Origin of the sequence: Aurantimonas sp. DM33-3, from assembly GCF_014334315.1 — a bacterium.
GTDB classification, from domain to species: domain Bacteria; phylum Pseudomonadota; class Alphaproteobacteria; order Rhizobiales; family Rhizobiaceae; genus Aurantimonas; species Aurantimonas coralicida.
Genome location: NZ_JACSGS010000004.1, coordinates 163,734 through 184,911, shown reverse-complemented (window position 1 = coordinate 184,911; position 21,178 = coordinate 163,734). Strand labels below are relative to the sequence as shown.

Below are 21,178 nucleotides of genomic sequence, written 5' to 3'. Positions count from 1 at the left end.
GTGCCGCGTGCCGTTCAGGCCGCGGCGCTCGCCCCCTCACCGCGGTCGGCGGCAAGATAGTAGAGGAGCGCCGCCCCCGGCATGGCGATGCCGATGACGCAGATGCCGGTCCAGCCGAAGGTCTCCAGCACCGGGCTGGTCAGGGCCGAGCCCAGCGCGCCGCCGAGGAAGAAGGTCGTCATGTAGACGGCGTTCAGCCGGTTCCGGATGCTGGCATCGAGCTGGTAGATCTCGCGCTGGCCGAAGACCAGATTGGCCTGGACGCCGAGGTCGATGAGGATGCCGGCCGCAACCAGCGCGACGAGCGAGGTCTCGCCGAACAGGGCGGCGACGAAGGCAATGACGACGGTGGCGATGGCCGCGATGGTGCCGATGCGGGTATAGCCGCGATCGGCCAGCCGCCCGGCGACCGGCGCGGCGAAGACGCCGAGAACGCCGGCCAGCGCGAACAGCGCGACGCCGCTCGGCGAAAAGCCGTAGGGCTCGCGCAGCAGGATGATCGGCGCCGCCGTCCAGAACAGCGAGAACGCCCCGAACATCGCCGCATGGTAGAGGCCGCGCCGGCGTAGCACTTTCTGGTGCACGAACAGCTTGCCGAGCGAGGCGATCAGCGCGCCATAGCCGCGCGTGCCCTCCGGGCGCCGCTGCGGCAGCAGCACCAGCCCGGCGACCATCAGCACCGCCACCAGCCCACCGGACAGGCCGAAGACGCCGCGCCAGCCGACATAATCGGCCAGGAAGCTCGCCGCCGGCCGGGCAAGCAGGATGCCGGCCAGAAGCCCGCTCATGACATTGCCGACGACGGCGCCGCGCTCGTCCGGCGGAGCCAGATTGGCGGCGAGCGGCACCAGCATCTGCGCGGCGGTCGACGAGACGCCGACGAACAGCATCGCCGCGAACAGCGCCGTCAGCCCCGGCGCCAGCGCCAGGCCGGCCAGCGCTACCAGATTCGCCGCCATGGTGATCAGGATCAGCCGGCGGTTCTCGACGACGTCGCCGAGCGGCACCAGCAGCACGAGGCCGATGGCGTAGCCGATCTGCGCCACGGTGACGATGGCGCTTTCGGCGGCCACCGACAGGCCGGTATCGGCGCCGATCAGCGCGACGAGGGGCTGGGCGTAATAGAGATTGGCCGCCAGCGCGCCGCAGGCAAAGGCGAAGAAGACGGTCAGCACCGGGCCGAGGCCGGCCGGCCGCGCGTCTGTCTGCACCATCTCCTCTGGCGCGCCTGCGATGGCGGAAGCCTGTGTCATCGTCTGATCCTGTCGGTAGGGGCCGCGGCGGGTTCGGCGGCATGACGGAGACCGCCGCCGTTTCGCAGTTGCGAGATAGGGCGGCGCCTGGCGGCGATCAGCCCCGTTTGACGGTGCGTTCGGCAAAGACATCTGCTGCGGCTTGCAAGTGCCCGGCCGGCCCTTATGGTTCCCGCGATTGCGAAGACGACGAACAGGATGACGCGCATGCGCTTTACCGGGACCGACGCCTATGTGGCCGGCAAGGACCTCACCATCGCGGTCAACGCGGCGATCACGCTGGAGCGGCCGCTGCTGGTGAAGGGCGAGCCCGGCACCGGCAAGACCGAGCTCGCCTTCCAGATCGCCGAGGCGCTGGGGCTGCGGCTGATCCAGTGGACGGTGAAGTCGACGACGCGCGCGGCGCAGGGCCTTTACGAATACGACGCCGTCTCACGGCTGCGCGACAGCCAGCTCGGCGACGAGAAGGTCAACGACATCCGCAACTACATCCGCCGCGGCAAGCTCTGGGAGGCCTTCGCTTCGGAAGAGCGCGTGGTGCTTCTGATCGACGAGATCGACAAGGCCGACATCGAGTTTCCCAACGATCTGTTGCAGGAACTCGACCGGATGGAGTTCGACGTCTACGAAACCGACGAGACGATCCGCGCGAAGCACCGGCCGATCGTCATCATCACCTCCAACAACGAGAAGGAGCTGCCGGACGCCTTCCTGCGCCGCTGCTTCTTCCACTACATCCAGTTCCCCGACCCGGAGACGCTGGCGCGGATCGTCGACGTCCATCATCCGAACATCAAGCAGGATCTGGTGCGCGCGGCGCTGACCCAGTTCTACGAGATCCGCGAACAGCCCGGCATCAAGAAGAAGCCCTCGACCTCCGAGGCGCTGGACTGGATCCGGCTCTTGGTCGCCGAGGACATCGAGGCCAAGGATCTGCGCGAAAGCCCGACCAAGGCCCTGCCCAAGCTCGCCGGCGCGCTCCTGAAGAACGAGCAGGACGTGCATCTCTTCGAGCGGCTGGCCTTCCTGGCGCGGCGGCACGGGTGACGGGCGGCCGCGCCCATCGAACGGGACGAACAGGAGCCAGCATGAACGACGCGGTACGGATTCGCCCGATCGGACCGGACGACGAGGCCGAATGGCGCCGGCTGTGGACCGACTATCTGACCTTCTACGAGGCGAGCGTGTCGGAGGAGGTCTATGCCACGACCTTAGCGCGCCTCCTGTCCGGCGACGACAACGAGTTCCGCGGCCTGATCGCGGAAGCGGGCGGCAAACCCGTCGGCCTCGTGCATTTCCTGTTCCACCGCCATTGCTGGCGGGTCGAGGATGTCTGCTATCTGCAGGACCTCTATGCCGATCCGGAGGTGCGCGGCACCGGTGTCGGGCGCAGGCTGATCGAGGCGGTCTATGCGGCGGCAGACGCGGCGGGCTCACCGACCGTCTACTGGATGACGCAGGACTTCAACACCACTGCGCGCAAGCTCTACGACCGCATTGCGGCGGTGACGCCCTTCATCAAGTACCAGCGAAAGCTCCCGTAATGACCACCCTGCCGATCTACCAGGTCGATGCCTTCACCGACCGGCTGTTCGCCGGCAATCCGGCGGCCGTCGTGCCGCTCGAAGCCTGGCTGCCGGACGCCGACATGCTGGCGATCGCGGCCGAGAACAATCTGGCCGAGACGGCCTTCTTCCTGCCGGCCGGCCCGGCGCGCTGGGAATTGCGCTGGTTCACCCCGGCGATCGAGGTGCCGCTCTGCGGCCACGCGACTTTGGCCACCGCCTTTGTCCTCACCGAATGCCTCGGCGAGAGCGCGGCGACGCTGACCTTCGTGACGCGGGAGTCCGGCGAGCTCACTGTCACCCGCGGCGAGGACGGCTGGTTCGTCATGCGCTTCCCGCGCCGGCACGAGGCCGGCACCGTGGATGCCGCCGAGATCGAGCAGCTGGCCGAGGCTCTGGGCGCGCAGCCCAAGGCCGTGATCTCCTATGCGGTGCCGAACGACACGTCCTGGCTGGCGGTGATGGACAGCGCCGCCGAGGTGGAGGCGCTCGCTCCCGACATCCGGGCAATCGCCGCTTTGCCGCCACGCAACGTCATCGCCACGGCACAGGGCGCGCCGGGCTCCGGCCTCGACTTCGTTTCGCGCATGTTCGCGCCCAAGGCCGGCATCGACGAGGACCCGGTCACCGGTTCGGCCCATTGCTCGCTGGTGCCCTATTGGGCCGGCGAGCTTGGCGGAAGCGCGTTCACCGCGCGGCAGGTGTCGGAGCGCGGCGGCGATCTGCGCTGCCGGCTGGAGGGCGAAACCGTCGTCGTGGCCGGCCAGGCGGTGCTCTATCTGACCGGCGAGATCGCCGTTCCCGGCTGAGTGGGCATCAAGCGGTCAGGCCGAAGCGCCCTATTCCGCCGCTTCGACGGTCTGGGCGGCGTCGATGGCTTCCATCACCAGTTCCGGCCGCCGGGCCAGCACGTTGAGCAGCACCCGGGCCGGGCCAGTCGGATAGCGCCGCCCCTGCTCCCAATTGCGCAACGTCGCGATCGGCACGCCGATCTTCAGCGCGAAATCCGCCTGGGTCAGCTTCAGCTTGCGCCGCAGCCGGGCGACGTCCGGCACCTCGATCTTGTAGCGATGGACGGTGACCTGCGAATCGTCGCCCTGAAACCATTTCAGCGCCTGCTCCAGCGACTCGAGCATATGGGCGTCGGCTTCTTCCTGGGTCTTTCTTGCCTTCATCACGCGCTCACAATCCGAACAGTCGCTTGATTGCATTGATCCGGTCGATCACGGCGAACATCTGCTCCAGAGGCTGCCGCTGCCGAACCGACTGGGGCCGCAACTCGAGAAGCACCAGCTTCGAAAAATCGCCGCTGATCGCATAGATCAGGTCGAACTCGCCAAAACTCCATTGCCAAAGCGCCGCGTTTTCCACATGGGGGCGCCCGATCGCCGGGTCGTTCCCTAAAATATCCAGCGCGCGTTCCTTGGCCGCGCCGCCGAACTGGTAAAGCGCGCAGTCGAGTTCGAAACGCCGCGTCTCGGCGATCTGGATTTCCAGGCTCGAAGCCAATTGCCCCTCATATATACGCCGCTGGCGTAGCGCATTCAACTGTGGCAATGATAGGTTGCGCTTGTCGTCCAGACAATGACTTCCCGCCCCTGCTGCCCTATTCTCGCGGCCATGTTGCTGACCTTCTTCCTCAAGCTCAAGGCCGCCGGCGTGCCGGTCACGCTGCGCGAGCATCTCGCCCTGCTCGACGCCATGCGGGCCGATCTCGTCACCTACGATGTCGAGGGCTTCTACTATCTGGCCCGCGCGACACTGGTGAAGGACGAGCGCTTCATCGACCGCTTCGACCGGGTCTTCGGCGACGTCTTCAAGGGCGTGGAGGCCGTATCCGGCGAGGCCGGCGACGGCGTCGACGCGCGCGAACTGCCGGAGGAATGGCTGCGGCGGCTGGCCGAGAAGCACCTCACCGACGAGGAGAAGAAGCTGGTCGAATCCCTTGGCGGCTTTGACAAACTCATGGAGACGCTCAAACAACGGCTGGAGGAGCAGAAGGAGCGCCACCAGGGCGGCTCGAAATGGATAGGCACCGGCGGCACCTCCCCCTTCGGCGCCTATGGCTACAATCCGGAAGGCGTGCGCATCGGCCAGAAGGAAAGCAGCCACCGTCGGGCCGTGAAGGTCTGGGACCGGCGCGAGTTCCGCGACCTCGACGACAGCATCGAGCTGGGCACCCGCAACATCAAGGTGGCGCTGAAGCGGCTGCGCCGCTGGGTGCGCGACGGCGCCGAACAGGAGTTCGACCTCTCCGGCACGATCCGCGCTACGGCCGAGCACGGCTATCTCGACGTCAAGACGCGGCCCGAGCGGCGCAACGCTGTCAAGGTGCTGCTCTTCCTCGATATCGGCGGCTCGATGGACGATCATGTCCGCGAGGTCGAGGAGCTGTTCTCCGCCGCCCGCTCGGAGCTCAAGCACCTCGAATTTTTCTACTTCCACAACTGCCCCTATGAGCGGCTGTGGCAGAGCAATCACCGCCGCCATGCCGAGGCAATCCCGACCATGGACGTCCTCAACCGCTTCGGGCCGGACTACCGCGCCGTCTTCGTCGGCGACGCCTCGATGAGCCCCTACGAGATCGCCATGCCCGGCGGCTCGGTCGAACACTGGAACGCCGAGCCCGGCGCCGTCTGGCTCGATCGCTTCACGCGGCAATGGCCGAAATCGGTCTGGCTCAACCCGGTGCCGCGCCAGCACTGGGACTGGACCCAGTCCATCGCCATGATCCGCGAGGCCATGGAGGACCGGATGTTCCCGATGACCCTGAAGGGCATCGAGGCGGCAACGAAGACGCTGTCGCGCTGAATCGGTGGCGGACTGCCCGGTTTCCACCCGTTCTGCATGCATAATTTTCAGGCAGGCATAGCGCTGCGATCCGGCATTCCCCATATTGGGCGGGACGCAACCAGACGGGAACCGACATGGCCAACCGCCTTCGCCTCGGCTCGCTTTTCGCGAGCCTTCTCTTTGTCTTCTCCTTCGTCGCGGTCGACTATGCCGACGCGCGGCGTGGCGGCAGCTTCGGCAGCCGGGGCTTTCGCACCTATCAGAGCGCACCGGCGACCAGGACGGCCCCGAGCGCCGCGCCCGTGCAGCGTTCGATGACGCCCGGCCAGGCGACGCAGCCCGGCGGCAGCGCGGCGCAGAGCGCCGCCGGCGCCCGGCGTCCGGGCCTCTTCGGCGGCATCGGCGGCGGCCTTCTCGGCGGCCTCATGCTGGGCGGCCTGTTCGGCATGCTGATGGGCACCGGCTTCGGCGGCATGGGCGGCTTCCTCGCCCTTCTGGTCCAGGGCCTGCTCATCGGTCTTGGCGCGATGCTGCTGATCCGCTTCTTCCGCAGCCGCAATCCGAGCCCGGTCCGTGCCAACGGTTCCAGCCCCACCGAGCGCCGCGCCTATGAGGAACCGGTGCAGCCGGCCGGCAATGGCAGCTTCCGCATTCCCTCGATAGGCTCGGGCGCGGCTCTGGGCGGCGGCGCTGCGAGCGCTGCGGCGCCCGAACCGTCCGACGAGATCGGCATCACCGACGCCGACCTCGACACCTTCGAGCAGAAGCTGCACGAGGTTCAGGCGGCGTTCTCGCGCGAGGATTATGCCGCGCTGCGGACGATCACCACGCCGGAGATCATGTCCTATCTCGCCGAGGAACTGTCGGAGAACGCCACGTCCGGCCGCAAGAACGACGTGCTCGACGTCAAGCTCGAGCAGGGCGACATCGCCGAGGCATGGCGCGAGGGCGACACCGAGTATGCCAGCCTCGCCATGCGCTATTCGTCGATCGACGTGATGCGCGACCGGACCACCGGCGAGGTCGTCGAAGGCGATCCCGACACCCCGACCGAGACGACGGAATTGTGGACCTTCGTGCGCGACAAGGGCGGCGAGTGGAAACTCTCCGCCATCCAGGAAACCTGATCTCTCACGGGCCGGCTCTGCCGGCCCGTTTTCTTGTGGGGCTTCAGAAACCGGCGGCGCGGGCGAAGGCGACCATCGCCGTGCCGATCGCCACGGTAACGATCAGCGGCAGCCGCAGCGCCAGGACGGTGCAGATCAGGATGGCGATGCGCTCGGGCCAGCCGCCGGAGACCAGCGCCGGAGTGACGATGGTCGTCAGCACCGCCGCCGGCACGGCATTCAGCGCCGCATCGAGACGCGGCGGAATGCTGCCGATGCGGGCCAGCAGCAGGTGCCCGCCGGTGCGCGTCAGATAGGTCAGGCCGCCGGCCAGCAGGATGATCCACCAGATCTCATCCATGACGGTCATCCCCTTGCGCGGGTGCGGCCGCCGGCTTCGGCGGCATGAGGGCGGCGACCGCGATACCGGCGAGGCCGCCCAGTGTCACATGCCAGGGCGGCCCGAGGCTCAGATAGACCACGATGGACGCCGCCGCGCTGGTCAGGGCCACCGGATAGAAGCCGCTGCGGGCGCGAAACGTCATCAGCAGCGTCAGGAAATAGACCGGCAGGATGAAATCCAGCCCGTAACGCGCCGGATCGTCGATCAGTGACCCGAACACCGCACCGAGCGCCGACGAGGCGAGCCAGCCGACATAGAGCACGCAGCCATAGGCGAAGTAGAAGGTCTTGGTCAGCGGCTGGACGCTCGCCCGCGCCTCGGCCGCGCCGAACACCGGATCGACCAGGAAGAAGAAGGCCATCGCCTTCTGCAGGCCGGAGAAGCGATGCAGGTGCCGCCCGACCGAGGCCGAATAGAGCACGTGCCGGAAGTTCAGCGCCACTACCGCCAGCAACACCGACCAGACTGGCGCGCCCAGCCCGATGAGCTGCAGCGCCGCAAGCTGCGAGGCCCCGGCATAGACGGTCGCCGAAAAGCCCATGGTCTGGGCAAAGCTCAGCCCTTCCGCCGTCGCGATCGTGCCGTAGACCATGCCGAAGGGCACGACGGCGAGAAGCACGGGCAGAAGCTCGCGCAACGCCGCGCGGATCTCCGATCGGGTGGTCTCGGTCACTGGACACTCGGGGTTTGTGGATGGGCGCGCGCCGATTACTCAGCCCGGCTTATGCTTCTTCGATGCGCCGCACACAAGCCGTGCCCGGATGAACGGCGCGTTGCGCCGCCCTCGGCTCAGAGCGACGGGTCGAGAATCTGCGCCTCGAACTCGGCCAGCGCGATGGTCCAGCGGTCGAAGGCGTCGTTCAGCTGCGTACGGGTGACCCCGCCGCGCAGCGACAGGTTCAGCTCGACCACCGGGTACTGGTCCTCGGTCTGATACGCCTTGTGAAACGGATGCGTGCGGTTCCAGGCGTTCAGCGCGTCGAGCGCCACGTCGGGCCGGTCCCATATGGCGTAGAAATTGGCGACCTCGCAGTCCGTCCCGTCGGTGCAGTCGAGGAAGAACAGCTGGTAGGCGACGCCGTTGATGATGCCGGTGATCACCGGATCGCCCGTCTCGGTCGTCACGAGCTCGGCCTCGCCATAGCCTTGCGCGATGTCGAGGATGGTGTCGGTGTCGTCGGCGCGCAGGATGTCGGCGGTCATTTCGGCCGCCTCGGTGCCCGATTTCGCCGCCAGCGACCGCGACAGCAGGCCCGGCTCCTCCTCGACGGCCGGCGGCGTCGAAACGGCGGTGGCCGAGACGGCTCCCGCGGAGATGGTGATCAGGGCGACGGCAAGACCGGTGCGCAGGAGGCGCGGCGGGCAGAGGAGCATAAGGATTCCTTGTTCGGACGCCGCCAATCTCTGCCTTGTATCAAGGACCTGCAAGCCGCGATCGGCTCCGCCCTGCGGTTCTGGCGGCGACCGTGGCGGGGATACATCGTGCCCGCCCGGCGGCCCCGACGTCAGGTGCTCCGCGCAGAAGGAGACGGTGACGGTCCGCCGACGCCGGCCCGGCCATCACGCCGGCGCTCGAGCCCGAACCGGAGATTGTCGCGGCGAATCGCCGTCAGGCGTCGCGGCCGATCCGCACGAACCAGGCATCCTCGTCGATCACCTCGACGCCAAGCTCGGCGGCCTTCTTCAGCTTCGAGCCGGCGCCCGGCCCGGCGACGACGAGATCTGTCTTCTTCGACACCGAGCCGGCGACCTTCGCCCCCAGCCCCTCGGCCATCGCCTTGGCCTCGTCCCGCGTCATCTTCTCCAGCGAACCGGTGAAGACGATGGTCTGGCCCGAGACGGGGGACGTTGCCGCCGGCTGTTCGGCCGGCTGCACGTCGAGCTCGGCGACGAGGTCCTCGACCAGCTTCAGATTGTGGTCCTCGGAGAAGAACCGCGCCGTCGCGGTGATCACGGCGCCGCCGATGTCGTCGAGCGCGTCCATCTCGCCGCTCGCTTCCTCGTCGCCAGCCGCCACCTTCAGGGCGGCCTCGTGGAAGGCCTCGAAGGTGCCGTAGGCCCGCGCCAGCGTCTTTGCCGTCGTCTCCCCGACATGGCGAATGCCGAGGGAGAAGATCAGCCGGTCGAGCGGGATTGTCCGCCGCGCCTCGATCGCCGCGAAGAGGTTCTTCGCCGAGACCTCGCCGAACCCCTCCTTGTCCTTCAGCTTCTTCAGCCCCTCCTGATTGCGGCCGTGCATGCGGAAGATGTCGGCCGGCGTGCGGACCTGGAAATCGGGATCGTCGTAGAACAGGTCGATCTGCTTGTCGCCGAGCCCCTCGATATCGAAGGCCTTGCGCGAGACGAAGAGCTTCAGATGCTCGCGGCGCTGGAAGGGGCAGGCGAACTCGCCGGTGCAGCGGCGCACGACGCTCTGGGCGCCCGAGGCGGTTTCCTCGCGCACCACGTCGGTCTTCAGCTCGCAGGGACAGGTCGTGGGAAAGGCGAAGGGCTCGGCATCCTGCGGGCGCTTGTCCGCGACGATGCCGAGCACCTGCGGGATGACGTCGCCGGCCCGCTGGATCTGCACCGTGTCGCCGACGCGCACATCCAGCCGCTCGATCTCCTCGGCATTGTGCAGCGTCGCGTTGGCGACCATGACGCCGCCGACATTGACCGGGTCGAGCTTGGCCACCGGGGTCAGGGCACCCGTGCGGCCGACCTGGATCTCGATTGCCCGCAGCACCGTCGTCGCCTGCTCGGCCGGGAATTTGTGGGCGATCGCCCAGCGCGGCGAGCGCGAGACGAAGGCAAGGCGCTTCTGCAGCGCCAGGTCGTCGACCTTGTAGACGACGCCGTCGATGTCGTAGCCGAGCCCGGCCCGGTTCTCCTCGATCGCGTGGTAGTGCGCGATCAGCCCCTCGATGGTCTCGAAGCGCTTCATCTGCGCGTTCACCGGAAAGCCGAAGCCTTCGATCGCCGCGACGACCTCGGTCTGGGTCTCGCCCGGCACATCGCTCGCCTCGCCCCAGGCATAGGCGAAGAACTGCAGCTTGCGGGCGCGGGTGATCCCCGCGTCGAGCTGGCGCAGCGATCCGGCGGCGGCGTTGCGCGGATTGGCGTAGACCGGCTTGCCCTCCTCGGCCTGGCGGGCATTGAGGTCGGTGAAGGCGGCATGGCTCATATAGACCTCGCCGCGCACCTCGAAGACCTCCGGCGCCCTGCCCTTCAGCCGGTTCGGGATGTCGCCGATGGTCCGGGCGTTGCGGGTCACGTCCTCGCCGGTGGCGCCGTCGCCGCGGGTCGCGGCCGAGACCAGCTCGCCCTTCTCGTAGCGCAGCGACAGCGACAGGCCGTCGATCTTCGGCTCGGCGGTAATGGCCAGCGGCGCGTCGTCGTCGAGCTTCAGGAAGCGGCGCACGCGTTTGGCGAAGTCGGCGACGTCCTCGTCGGAAAACGCATTGTCGAGCGACAGCATCGGCACGGCATGGCGGATCTTTCCGAATTTCTCCGAGACCTCGGTCCCCACCCGCGCGGACGGGGAATCCTCGCGGATCAGTTCGGGAAAGCGCGCCTCGATGGCGGCGTTGCGCCGGCGCAGCGCGTCGTATTCGGCGTCGGTGACGGTCGGCGCGTCCTCGCGGTAATACGCCCGGTCATGTTCGGCGATCTCGCCGGCCAGCCGTTCCAGTTCGGCCGCCGCCTCGTCCCTGTCCAGCGTCTCGACCGCCTTGTCGCTCATCGCCCGTCCGAATCCCTGCTGTTTGTCCGGCCCGTCATAGCCATTCGGGCTGCGGCAGGTCGAGGCCGAGAATGCGGTCCGCGATCCGCCCGCGCAGCCATGGGGTCCACGCCGCCAGCGGCATCAGATAGCGCATCGCCAGGAGCGCGGCCGGCGGCGGCGCCGCGATGAAGTCGGTGCCCCTGCGAGTCGCCTCCATGACGGAGCGCACGGAGGGCAGCCGACGCATCTCGTATTCGGTTTCGCGCGCCTCGCTGGCCAAGAAGGCCAGGGTCGCCGCGTCCCAGATGCCGAGATTCATGCCGCGCCCGCCGACCGGCGAATGGACATGGGAGGCATCGCCGGCGAGGAACACCCGGCCCTTGGCCATGCGCTCGGCATGGCGGAAGCTGACATGGAAGCGTGAGGCCCAGGTCACGGATTCGATGCCGGGCACATTGCCGATCAGCGCTTCGGTCGACGGCGCGATGCCGACATAGCGGCCGCGCCGGGCGCCCAGCGGCAGCATGGCGACGGCGCCGCCGGGATCGGCCGATCCGCTGCGCAGATCGATGCGTCCGACAGCGGGATCGACCGGCTTGTCGAAGACCACGTCGGCCAGCGCGAACTCCGCCGGATAGCCCGCGCCGCTCCACGGAATGCCGACATCCTCGCGCACCGCCGAATGGGCGCCGTCGGCGCCGACGACGATGTCCGCCGGGACAATCTCACCGGTAGAGAGGGTGACACGCGGCGCGTGGGTGTCGGCGACCGTGTGGAAGGCGACGCCCCATTCAACATCGACGTCATGGGCGGCCAGCCATGCGATCATCAGCCGCTCGGTGCGCCCCTGCGGCAGGGTCAGGATGAAGGGATGCGCCGTATGCGCCGGCGCCGCGATCATCTCGAACAGCCGCTTGCCGTTGTCGGCGACGGCCATGCGCGAGATCCGGTTGCCCTCGGCCAGCAGGCGATCGGTGATGCCCGAGGCCGCGAGGATGTCGAGCGTGCGCGGCAAGACGCCGAGCGCCCGCGACTGGTCCTCCGGCGTCGGCCCCTCGCCGGCATCGACGATGCGCGGCGCAAAGCCCCGGCGGCGAAACTCGACCGCGGCGGCCAGTCCGACCGGCCCGGCGCCTGCGATCAGGACGCGGCGGGCCGTCACGCTCAAGCCCCCGCGCCGATGAGCCGGGCGGCGGCGGCGCGGGCCTCGTCTGTCACCGTCTCGCCGGCCAGCATGCGGGCGATCTCTTCGCGGCGGCCATCTTCGCCGATGGGCGCGACGCGGGTGGCCACGCGGTCCTCGCCGGAGGCGGCGCTGCCCTTGGAAATCAGGAGATGGGTCGTGGCGCGCGCGGCAACCTGCGGGGCATGGGTGACGGCGAGCACCTGCACGTTGCGCCCCAGCCGGCCGAGACGGCGGCCGATGGCGTCGGCCACGGCGCCGCCAACGCCGGTGTCGATCTCGTCGAAGACCAGTGTCGGCGCCGAGCCGCGATCGGCCAGCGCCACCTTGAGCGCCAAGAGGAAGCGCGACAGCTCGCCGCCCGAGGCGACCTTCATCATCGAGCCGGCGCGGGTGCCGGGGTTGGTCTGGACGTAGAATTCGATCTGGTCGATGCCGGCGGCGGACGGGCTTTCGGGGTCGCTCGTCTGTTCGACGAGGAAGGTCGCGCGGTCGAGCTTCAGATCCGGCAGTTCGGCCATCACCGCGCCTTCCAGGAGCCGCGCGGTGGTACGGCGCTTCTCCGACAGTTCGGCGGCGGCGCGGTCGAAACGCTGACGCTTTTCGGCCAGTTCGGCCTCCAGCTTGCCCATCCGCTCCTCGCCGGCATCGAGATCCGCCAGGTCGCCGATCATCCGGGCGGTCAGTTCCGGCAGATCGTCGACCGGCACCGAATATTTGCGGCCAGCCGCGCGCAGCGCGAACAGCCGTTCCTCGGTCTCCTCCAATGCCCGCGGATCGAACTCCAGCGAGCGCAGCGCCGTCTGCAGCGCCATCTGCGCGTCGGACAGCGCGTCGAGCGCCGTGTCCAGCCGGTCGATCGGCTCGTCCAGAAGGCCGGGCAGCTCGTCGCGCTTGCGGTCGAGCCGCTTCAGGAGGCCGGCGAGCTGCGGGATCGGCGAGGACGAACCGGACAGCTCCTCATGGGCGTCGTTGACGTCGGTGGCGATCTTCTCGGACCGCATCATCACCTGCCGGCGCTCGGCCAGTTCCTCCTCCTCGCCGGCGATCGGTGCCAGGTCGGAGAGTTCGTCGACCGAAGAGCGCAGATAGTCCGCCTCGCGGGCCGCCGCCTCGACGCGGGCGCGGTGGGTGCGCAGCTCGTGCTCGGTGGCGCGCCAGTCGGCATGGGCGCGGGCGACGAAGGCCGCCTCCTGCTGCAGCCCGCCATACTGGTCGAGCAGCGTGCGGTGGGCCTGCGGGTCGATCAGCGCGCGGTCGTCGTGCTGGCCGTGGATCTCGACCAGCGCCTGGCCGACGCTGCGCATCAGGGAGACGCTGGCGGGACGATCGTTGATGAAGCCGCGGGTGCGGCCGTCGGCGGTCTGGATGCGGCGCAGGATCAGGTCGCCTTCGCTGAGATCCTGCTCGTCGAAACCGTTGTCGAGGAGGATCGCCCGTACGCCGGCGCCGGACGGCAGGTCGAAGGCCGCCGTCACCTCGCCCTGCTTGGCGCCATGGCGCACCAGGCCGCCATCGCCGCGCCCGCCGAGGGCGAGCGACAGCGAGTCGAGCAGGATCGACTTGCCCGCGCCGGTCTCGCCCGTGAGCACGGAGAGACCCTCGTCGAGGGCAATGTCGAGCCGTTCGATGAGAACGATGTCGCGGATCGAAAGATGAACGAGCATGACCGGGATCGTCGGTACTGAACCGCCACCGAAATGGCAATGGCTCGTCAAGATAGTGCGGATCGGAGCCAAGCGCACCGGCAATCGGCGAAAACCGCCGGAGCCGTCACCGCGTCCGTGCGCGCGGCCTGCCGCGCCTGCCCGGCGACCTGATGACGCAGGCCCCGCAGCCCGGCGGGACGCATGCCCGCCTCAAGCGTCGTCAGGAATGCGGACCGGGACGGACCCCGGCCCGGTCTGTCTCAGGCGCCGGTGATCTTGCGCGCCGCCACGCCGAACCACGACGTCGCACTGCCTTCACGCGGCGACAGGCCGTTGGTCTGCAGGAGCTGGTAGGAATCGCGGTACCACTGCGAATCCGGGAAGTTCTGGCCGAGCACCGATGCCGCCGCCTGGGCCTCGCGGGTCAGCCCCATGGCGTAATAGGCTTCGGTCAGGCGGGCCAGCGCCTCTTCCACGTGCCGGCTGTCTGAATAGACGTCGACGACGTTCTTGAAGCGGTTGATCGCCGCGACGTATTCGCGCCGCTCCAGATAGTACCGGCCGACCTGCATCTCCTTGCCGGCGAGCTGGTCGCGGGCAATGCGCAGCTTGGCGCGCGCGTCATCGGCATATTCGGAATCGGGGTATTTCTCGAACACCTCGCGCATGGCCGCAGCCGCGCGGGCCGCTTCCTTCTGGTCGCGGGTGACGTCCGGGATCTGGCGGTAATAGGCCAGGCCCATGATGTACTGGGCGTAGGCCGCCTCCTCGCTGCCGGGATACAGCGACAGGTAACGCTTGGAGGAGTTGATCGCCGTGTCGTAGTCGCCGCTGCGATAGCTGGCGAAGGCGCTCATCACCAGTGCCTTGCGGGCCCATTCCGAATAGGGATGCTGGCGGTCGATGGCCTCGAACTTCTTGGACGCCTCGCTGAGACGGCCGCCTTCGAGATTGGCGAGCCCCTGATTGTACAGGACGTCCGGCGGATCGGTCTGGGCGGCGAGCGCAAGCGCCTCGACGTCGCTGGTGTCCGAACTCATGCAGCCCGACAGGCCGGCGGATGCGAGACCCAGCGCCAGAGCGCCGGTGAGTTTCGCCACCCGCAGTCGGCGCAAGGCCGGATGGTCGTGCGGATTGCTCATTCGTGCTGATCCCCCTGCTTTCAAAAGCCCGGCTGTCTTACGCCGCGCCTTCGTCGTCAGCAACGCTCAAGCCGGTTCAACCCGTCTTTTTTGTGACGCAGCGTCCCGATCAAGCGCACGTCATCGTGTGCGACACCGGTTTTGTCGACCGGACGAGGCGGTTGCGTAATGCTGATGTCAGAGAGTCTGCGGACCGTAGGCGGGCGCCGCGACGGCGACCAGCGGCGCATGACGGACCGGATCGACCCGGCGCGACGGTGCCTCGACGATCTCGTAGGCCCGGCGGTCGGCAAGAAGCGCCTGCAGCGCGAGACCGTTGAGCTTGTGGCCGCCGCGATAGGAGCGGTAGCAGCCAAGCACGCGGGCACCGGCCAGCGCTTGGTCACCCACCGCGTCCAGCGCCTTGTGGCGGACGAATTCGTCGTGGTAGCGCAGGCCGTCCGGATTGATCACCCGGCCGTCGTCGCCGATGACCACGGAATTGTCGAGCGAGGAGCCCAGCGCAGAGCCGGCGGCCCACAGGCGCTCGACATCCTTCATGAAGCCGAAGGTGCGGGCGCGGGACAGATCGCGGGCGAAGCGCTCGGCGGTGAGATCCGCCTTGTAGACCTGCCGGCCGATGGCCGGGGTGGCGAAGTCGATCTCGATCTCGAAGCGGGTGCCGTTGTGCGGCAGATATTCGGCGCGGGCGCCGTTCATCTCGACCGAGACGGGCTTCAGGACGCGCACATAGCGGGCCCGGGCCGACTGGCCGACGACGTCGGCCTCGCGGATGCCCTTGATGAAGGCGGCGGCACAGCCGTCCATGATCGGCGTCTCATGCGCATCGAGCTGCACGACGACATTGTCGACGCCCATGGCGTAGAGCGCGGCCATCAGATGTTCGATCGTCGCGACATGGGCGCCGCGCGGATCGCCGACGACGGTCGCCAGATCCATCGGCGCGGCATTGCCGGTCACGGCCTTGATCTCGTGCAGGTAGCCCTGCTTGTCGCACAGGTGGAAGACGATGCCGGTGTTGACCTCGGCCGGAAGCAGGGTGAGCTGGACCGGGAGACCGCTATGGACGCCAATGCCCTCGAAATAGACCCTGGATCCAATCGTCTGCTGGAACATTCGCACTATCGGCAACCTTTCCCGCCAGCATCGGCGCGGTGCTCCGCGTCTCAGATACCGGCATCCCCGCTCGGGAGCTTCGTCGTCAGTGCTGGCCCGCCCCCTGTCCCCCTATAGAGGAATCGGGCCATCCCGCACTCTGCAATTCGTGACAAATTCCCTAGAACGAACAGGCCCTTCGACAAAATCACGGTTCGTTACCCGTTGTTACCGCCGGAACAGGGCCGAAAACACGGATGTCAGCGATTTCATACGCTTGTCGTAAAAAAGGCCCGCCGAACGTGCCGGCGGGCCTTGTGTCAAACCTGCAACGTTGACGGTCAGTTCGCCTGACGACGCAGGAAGGCAGGGATTTCGAGCTGGTCTTCCTCGCTGACGGCGCGCGGCTGCGGGGCCGGACGGGCCGCCGATTCCGCCGCCTGGCGGCGCGGTGCGTAGGGGTTCGGCTCGACCACGGCGCGACGCGGCTGCTCGGCCGGTGCGTGACGTGCCTCGTGCGGTGCGACCTCGTCCTCCTCGCGGCGCGACAGGCCGGTCGTCAGGCGACGCAGCAGGCCCATCGGGCCCCGCTCGTCATGGGCGTCGGCCGCCGCACGGCTCTCGATCTCGGCCCGCACATTCGGCGGGAAGTCCTCGACCTGGGGCATGCGCGGTGCGGCTGCACGCGGCGCCGGCTCGGCGGCCGGGCTGACCTGAGCGATCTCGGCCTCGAGGGCGGCGGTGAAGTCGTCCTCCATCTCGGCCTGGGGCGCCGGGGCTGCTTCGGCATGGACCGGAGCTTCCTGGACGGGGGCAGCGGCCGGAGCCGGCTGCTGGGCCGCCGGACGCACGGCCGCGGCCTGCGTTTCGGGCAGCGCACGCGGTGCCGGAGCCGCCGTCGGACGGACCTGGTAGGCCGCGGTGTGCTCGGCCGCTTCCATCTCGGCCTTGTCGATGCCGGTAGCCACGACCGACACGCGGATCACGCCTTCCAGGTTCTCGTCGAAGGTCGCACCGAGAATGATGTTGGCGTCGTGGTCGACTTCCTCGCGGATGCGGGTCGCCGCCTCGTCCACCTCGAACAGGGTCAGGTCACGGCCGCCGGTGATCGAGATCAAGAGGCCACGGGCACCCTTCATCGAGGTCTCGTCGAGCAGCGGGTTGGCGATCGCCGCCTCGGCGGCGGCCATGGCGCGGCCCTCGCCCGACGCTTCGCCGGTGCCCATCATCGCCTTGCCCATCTCGCGCATCACCGAACGCACGTCGGCGAAGTCGAGGTTGATCAGGCCTTCCTTGACCATCAGGTCGGTGATGCAGGCAACGCCCGAATACAGAACCTGGTCGGCCATGCCGAAGGCATCGGCGAAGGTGGTCTTGTCATTGGCGATCCGGAACAGGTTCTGGTTCGGAATGACGATCAGCGTGTCGACGTTCTTCTGCAGTTCCTCGATGCCCTGGTCGGCAATGCGCAGACGGCGCTGGCCCTCGAAGTGGAACGGCTTGGTGACCACGCCGACCGTGAGGATGCCCTTTTCGCGCGCCGCACGGGCAACGACGGGAGCCGCACCGGTGCCGGTGCCGCCGCCCATGCCGGCAGTGACGAAGCACATGTGCGAGCCCAAGAGGTGATCGCAGATCTCGTCGATGGATTCCTCGGCGGCGGCGCTGCCGACTTCCGGCTGCGAGCCGGCGCCAAGACCCTCGGTGACGGCGACGCCCATCTGGATGATGCGTTCGGCGCGCGAGGACCGCAGGGCCTGCGCGTCGGTGTTCGCGATGACGAACTCGACGCCTTCCAGCCCGGCATTGATCATGTTGTTGACCGCGTTGCAGCCACCGCCGCCGACGCCGAAGACGGTGATGCGGGGCTTCAGCTCGGTGATGTCGGGCTTCTTCAGGGTAACGCTCATGGTTCGATCCTCTTTCACGCAGTTCTGGCCGGTTCGCCGCGCGGCCGTTCGTTGGTGACTCTTCAGCGGCGCGCGGCGCGCACCGATCTCGTTGTTCGCCCGGCCGTCCGCGCGGCCGGGGGCGTTGTCAAAGGCTGCGTCTCAGCCAGGATCCGATCCGGCCGGCGCGGGTGTTCTCGTTGAAGGCGACCGTCGCGATGGACGGCGCCGAGACGTTCTCGCGGTGTGCGACCTGCGGGTAGATCAGCAGGCCGACGGCCGTCGCGAAGGCCGGGCCCTTGCTCGACGGATTCAGTCCCGACACGCCCATCGGCCGGCCGAGCCGGACGTTGCGCTGCAGGATGGTGCGAGCCGTGTCGCCGAGACCGGCCAGCTGGCTGGCACCGCCGGTCAGGACGATGCGCTTGCCGATGACGTGACCGAGGCCGGACGAGGCCAGCCGGTCGCGGACCAGCTCCAGCGTCTCCTCGACGCGCGGCCGGATGATCCGCGCGACCAGCGAGCGGGCCACGGTGACCGGCGCGTCGTGGCCGTCCTCGCCGAGGGCGGCGACCTGCACGGTCTCGCCGTCCTGCATCAGCTCGGTCAGCGTGCAGCCATGCATGACCTTCAGCCGTTCGGCATCGGCCAGCGGAATGGACAGGCCGCGGGCCAGATCCATGGTGATGTGCCGGCCGCCCATGGCGACCTGGTCTGCATAGACGAAGCGACCGTTCTGGAAGATCGCGATGGTGGTCGCACCGCCGCCCATGTCGATGCAGGCCGAGCCCATGGCGGCCTCGTCCTCGACGAGGGTCGACAGCGCGCTGGCATAGGGCGTGGCGACGAAGGCCTCGACCATCAGCTGGGCGCGGTTGACCACCGCCTCGAGATTGCGCAGCGGCGTTTCCTCGGCCGACAGGACATGCATCGAGGCGCCGAGCCGCGAGCCGGTCATGCCGACCGGATTGTCGAGCCCGCCCTCGCCGTCCAGCGCCAGATCGTAGGCCATGGAATGCAGCGCCACGCGGCGCTCGTCGAGCGGCACGCGGGCGGCCATGCCGAGGACGCGCTCGACGTCCATCTTGTCGATCTCGCCGGACGTCGCGATCTCGGCCGAGCCGCTGTGGCTCTTCAGCCGTCCGGCGGTGACCGAGACGATCAGGGATTCGATGGTCAGGCCGGCCATCCGCTCGGCGGCATCGACGCACAGCCGGATCGACTGCTCGGCGGCGTCGAGGTCGACGACGACGCCGGACTTGATGCCGTGCGAACGCTGGTGACCGACGCCGATGACCTCGATCGTATGGGTGCGGCCGGGCAGCATCTCGCTGGCCAGGCGCGGCTTCAGGCGCGCGATCAGGCAGGAGATCTTTTCCGAGCCCACGTCGAGCACCGAGATGATCCGGGCGCGGCGCTTCGGCAATGCCTTGATGCGGGGCAATTCGTCCCCGCCGCGATTGAACAGACTCATACCGGCTTGTCCTTCCGGCTACGCTTGATGAGCTTCTCGCGCTCTTCGAGGGCCGCGTTCCGGCGCACCAGGGCGTCGGGAGTGAGCTTGACGACCATGCGATCGGACAGCCGCATGTCGACGGAGACGATGTCCCGCGACAGAAGTCCGTTCTCCCGATCCATTCTCGCTACCTCGGCCAATGCTTCTACCGGCTGGTCTTCGGGCAACAGGACGGACAGGCCGTTCTCCAGTCGCAGATCCCACCGGCGGTCTCCGACGCGAACATACGCCTTGACCCTTGCGCGAAGCTCGGGAAGCACTTCCATTTCATCGATCAGGGCGGCGGCATGGGTTGCGGCGCCGGCGCCCACGACGATGGGCAGCGCGGCGAAACGGCCGGGCACGAAGGGGACGATTTCCTGCCCCTCGCGATTGACCACGACGAATTCCCGGCCCTTCTGCCAGACCGCATAGGGGCGGTGCTCGGAGATGCCGATCTTGACGCGGCCGGGGAAGATCTTGGCGACCGAGGCGCGGTCGATCCAGGGCATCGCCTCCAGCGTCTCGCGGGCCGCGGACGGGTCGAGCGAGATCAGGCTCTGGGAGCCGGTCTGCCACAGCGCCTGCAGAACGTCGATTTCCGAAGTCTCGGCATTGCCGACAACGTCGATGTCCTCGATCGCGAAGCCCAGCGGCTGGGCGACGGAATCGACCACGGTGACCGTATGGCCGCCCTGGACGACGCCGTAGACGACCGATGCGCCGACGACGACGGCCGCCAGGCTCCCGAAGCGCGGCAGCGGCAGATGCGCCACGTCGCCGGCGAGCGCCGAGATCCGGCGGCCGAAGCGCGCGGTGCGCAGCATCAGCCGGCCGGCGGCACCCGGCCGCGGGTCGTCGTGGTGATCATGATAGGCCCCGTAGGGGCGCTGGGCGGTCATCGGCGACATGAGGCATCCTCCACCATCCAGCTGAGAAGTTCGGGGAAGCTGTGACCGGACGCGGCGGCGATGTCGGGGACCAGCGAGGTCTCGGTCATGCCCGGCTGGGTGTTGATCTCCAGCCAGACCACCTCGCCGCCCGGACCGAACCGGTCGTCATAGCGAAAGTCAGAGCGCGACACGCCGCGGCAGCCGAGGGCCGCATGGGCGGCCAGCGACCAGCCCTGGATCTTGCGCGCGACATCCTTGGGCAGGTCGGCCGGCACGATGTGGCTCGATCCGCCGGGCACATATTTGGAATCGTAATCGTAGAAGGCGTGGCCCTCGGTGACGATCTCGCAGACCTCCAGCGCCACGTCGCCCATCACCGCGCAGGTGAGCTCGCGACCGGCGACGAAGCGCTCGATCATCACGATGTCGCCATAGGGCCAGTCGTCGCCATAGAGCTGCTGCGGCGGATGCGGCTGGTCCTCGCGGACGATCAGCACGCCGAAGCTTGAGCCCTCGGCCACCGGCTTGATGACGTAGGGCGTCGGCAGGACGTGGCTTTCGGCCGCATCGAGGCGGTGGCGGAGCTTGGCTTCGGCCACCGGCACCCCGGCCGCCTTGGCGACGATCTTGGCCCGTTCCTTGTGCATGGCCAGCGCCGAGGCCAGCACGCCGGAATGGGTGTAGGGAATTTCTAGATATTCGAGAATGCCCTGGATGGTGCCGTCCTCGCCGAAGGGCCCATGCAGCGCATTGAAGGCGACGTCCGGGCGCAGGTGGGCCAGGGTCTCCGCAACGTTCCGGTCGACATCCACTGTCGTGACGGTGTAGCCGGCGGTCTCGAGCGCAGCCGCGCAGGCCTTGCCGGAAGCAAGGCTCACAGGCCGCTCCGACGAAAACCCTCCCATCAAGACTGCTACATGCTTGCCCATAGAACCCGATCCATCCTCAAAACGAGGGTATCGGCCATTCATCGCAGCTAGATGGTTAAGCGCGGGTTAAGGCACTCGCG

20 protein-coding genes are annotated in these 21,178 nt (G+C 68.2%); 5 read left to right on the top strand and 15 right to left on the bottom strand.

The window, feature by feature from the left end:
- Positions 1 to 14: 14 nt before the first annotated feature.
- On the bottom strand, positions 15 to 1,253 hold the full coding sequence (locus H9Q09_RS07855) for an MFS transporter (RefSeq protein ID WP_246716050.1): 1,239 nt from the start codon (positions 1,251 to 1,253) through the stop codon (positions 15 to 17).
- A 207-nt stretch (positions 1,254 to 1,460) separates the two neighbouring features.
- Between H9Q09_RS07855 and H9Q09_RS07850 the strand changes: the two genes are divergently transcribed.
- Genes H9Q09_RS07850 through H9Q09_RS07840 form a run of 3 tightly spaced genes read left to right on the top strand, consistent with a single transcriptional unit; the run spans position 1,461 to position 3,627 of the window.
- A complete protein-coding gene (locus tag H9Q09_RS07850) occupies positions 1,461 to 2,300 on the top strand; it encodes a MoxR family ATPase (RefSeq protein WP_187390568.1) in 840 nt (279 codons plus the stop codon).
- Positions 2,301 to 2,341: 41 nt separating this feature from the next.
- Complete coding sequence (locus tag H9Q09_RS07845; protein WP_187390567.1) at positions 2,342 to 2,797, top strand: GNAT family N-acetyltransferase; 456 nt, start codon at positions 2,342 to 2,344, stop codon at positions 2,795 to 2,797.
- Entirely contained in the window at positions 2,797 to 3,627 is an 831-nt protein-coding gene (locus tag H9Q09_RS07840) for a PhzF family phenazine biosynthesis protein (RefSeq protein WP_187390566.1), read from the top strand. Before H9Q09_RS07845 ends, H9Q09_RS07840 begins: the two co-directional genes overlap by 1 nt.
- Positions 3,628 to 3,657: 30 nt before the next feature.
- On the opposite strand, the gene H9Q09_RS07835 is transcribed toward H9Q09_RS07840, so the two are convergent.
- Together H9Q09_RS07835 and H9Q09_RS07830 are read right to left on the bottom strand one after the other, a co-directional pair.
- Complete coding sequence (locus H9Q09_RS07835; RefSeq protein ID WP_024351980.1) at positions 3,658 to 3,993, bottom strand: helix-turn-helix domain-containing protein; 336 nt, start codon at positions 3,991 to 3,993, stop codon at positions 3,658 to 3,660.
- Positions 3,994 to 4,000: 7 nt separating this feature from the next.
- Positions 4,001 to 4,327 carry a hypothetical protein gene (locus tag H9Q09_RS07830; protein WP_187390565.1) on the bottom strand — a complete coding sequence of 109 codons (327 nt, stop codon included), beginning with the start codon at positions 4,325 to 4,327 and terminating at the stop codon, positions 4,001 to 4,003.
- 111 nt (positions 4,328 to 4,438) lie between these two features.
- On the opposite strand from H9Q09_RS07830, the gene H9Q09_RS07825 reads away from it, so the two are divergent.
- Both H9Q09_RS07825 and H9Q09_RS07820 read left to right on the top strand, forming a co-directional pair.
- Positions 4,439 to 5,629 (top strand): VWA domain-containing protein, encoded by a 1,191-nt coding sequence (locus H9Q09_RS07825; protein ID WP_187390564.1) that lies wholly within the window; start codon positions 4,439 to 4,441, stop codon positions 5,627 to 5,629.
- A 116-nt stretch (positions 5,630 to 5,745) separates the two neighbouring features.
- Positions 5,746 to 6,738, top strand: coding sequence for a Tim44 domain-containing protein (locus H9Q09_RS07820; RefSeq protein ID WP_187390563.1), 993 nt, complete (start codon positions 5,746 to 5,748; stop codon positions 6,736 to 6,738).
- Positions 6,739 to 6,781: 43 nt separating this feature from the next.
- Here H9Q09_RS07820 and H9Q09_RS07815 read toward each other — a convergent pair whose 3' ends face one another.
- The 12 genes from H9Q09_RS07815 to H9Q09_RS07760 form a co-directional block, all read right to left on the bottom strand.
- Entirely contained in the window at positions 6,782 to 7,078 is a 297-nt protein-coding gene (locus tag H9Q09_RS07815) for an AzlD domain-containing protein (protein ID WP_187390562.1), read from the bottom strand.
- Positions 7,071 to 7,793, bottom strand: coding sequence for an AzlC family ABC transporter permease (locus H9Q09_RS07810; RefSeq protein ID WP_187390561.1), 723 nt, complete (start codon positions 7,791 to 7,793; stop codon positions 7,071 to 7,073). The genes H9Q09_RS07815 and H9Q09_RS07810 overlap by 8 nt, the downstream gene beginning before the upstream one ends.
- Positions 7,794 to 7,909: 116 nt before the next feature.
- The gene (locus H9Q09_RS07805; protein ID WP_187390560.1) at positions 7,910 to 8,494 is read right to left on the bottom strand and encodes a YbjN domain-containing protein; all 585 of its coding nucleotides are present in this window, start codon (positions 8,492 to 8,494) and stop codon (positions 7,910 to 7,912) included.
- A gap of 235 nt (positions 8,495 to 8,729) precedes the next feature.
- Positions 8,730 to 10,841 (bottom strand): NAD-dependent DNA ligase LigA, encoded by a 2,112-nt coding sequence (ligA, locus tag H9Q09_RS07800; RefSeq protein WP_187390559.1) that lies wholly within the window; start codon positions 10,839 to 10,841, stop codon positions 8,730 to 8,732.
- 34 nt (positions 10,842 to 10,875) lie between these two features.
- On the bottom strand, positions 10,876 to 11,985 hold the full coding sequence (locus H9Q09_RS07795; RefSeq protein ID WP_348646289.1) for an FAD-dependent monooxygenase: 1,110 nt from the start codon (positions 11,983 to 11,985) through the stop codon (positions 10,876 to 10,878).
- Positions 11,986 to 11,987: 2 nt separating this feature from the next.
- Entirely contained in the window at positions 11,988 to 13,673 is a 1,686-nt protein-coding gene (gene recN, locus H9Q09_RS07790) for a DNA repair protein RecN (protein WP_187390557.1), read from the bottom strand.
- Positions 13,674 to 13,915: 242 nt separating this feature from the next.
- Complete coding sequence (locus H9Q09_RS07785) at positions 13,916 to 14,797, bottom strand: outer membrane protein assembly factor BamD (RefSeq protein WP_024351990.1); 882 nt, start codon at positions 14,795 to 14,797, stop codon at positions 13,916 to 13,918.
- Positions 14,798 to 14,974: 177 nt separating this feature from the next.
- Complete coding sequence (gene lpxC, locus H9Q09_RS07780) at positions 14,975 to 15,913, bottom strand: UDP-3-O-acyl-N-acetylglucosamine deacetylase (RefSeq protein ID WP_035695237.1); 939 nt, start codon at positions 15,911 to 15,913, stop codon at positions 14,975 to 14,977.
- A 320-nt stretch (positions 15,914 to 16,233) separates the two neighbouring features.
- The gene (gene ftsZ / locus H9Q09_RS07775) at positions 16,234 to 17,802 is read right to left on the bottom strand and encodes a cell division protein FtsZ (protein ID WP_187390556.1); all 1,569 of its coding nucleotides are present in this window, start codon (positions 17,800 to 17,802) and stop codon (positions 16,234 to 16,236) included.
- A 127-nt stretch (positions 17,803 to 17,929) separates the two neighbouring features.
- Entirely contained in the window at positions 17,930 to 19,255 is a 1,326-nt protein-coding gene (gene ftsA, locus H9Q09_RS07770) for a cell division protein FtsA (protein WP_187390555.1), read from the bottom strand.
- Complete coding sequence (locus tag H9Q09_RS07765; RefSeq protein WP_024351994.1) at positions 19,252 to 20,187, bottom strand: cell division protein FtsQ/DivIB; 936 nt, start codon at positions 20,185 to 20,187, stop codon at positions 19,252 to 19,254. Before H9Q09_RS07765 ends, ftsA begins: the two co-directional genes overlap by 4 nt.
- On the bottom strand, positions 20,175 to 21,098 hold the full coding sequence (locus H9Q09_RS07760; protein WP_187390554.1) for a D-alanine--D-alanine ligase: 924 nt from the start codon (positions 21,096 to 21,098) through the stop codon (positions 20,175 to 20,177). Before H9Q09_RS07760 ends, H9Q09_RS07765 begins: the two co-directional genes overlap by 13 nt.
- Between the last annotated feature and the right edge of the window lie 80 nt (positions 21,099 to 21,178).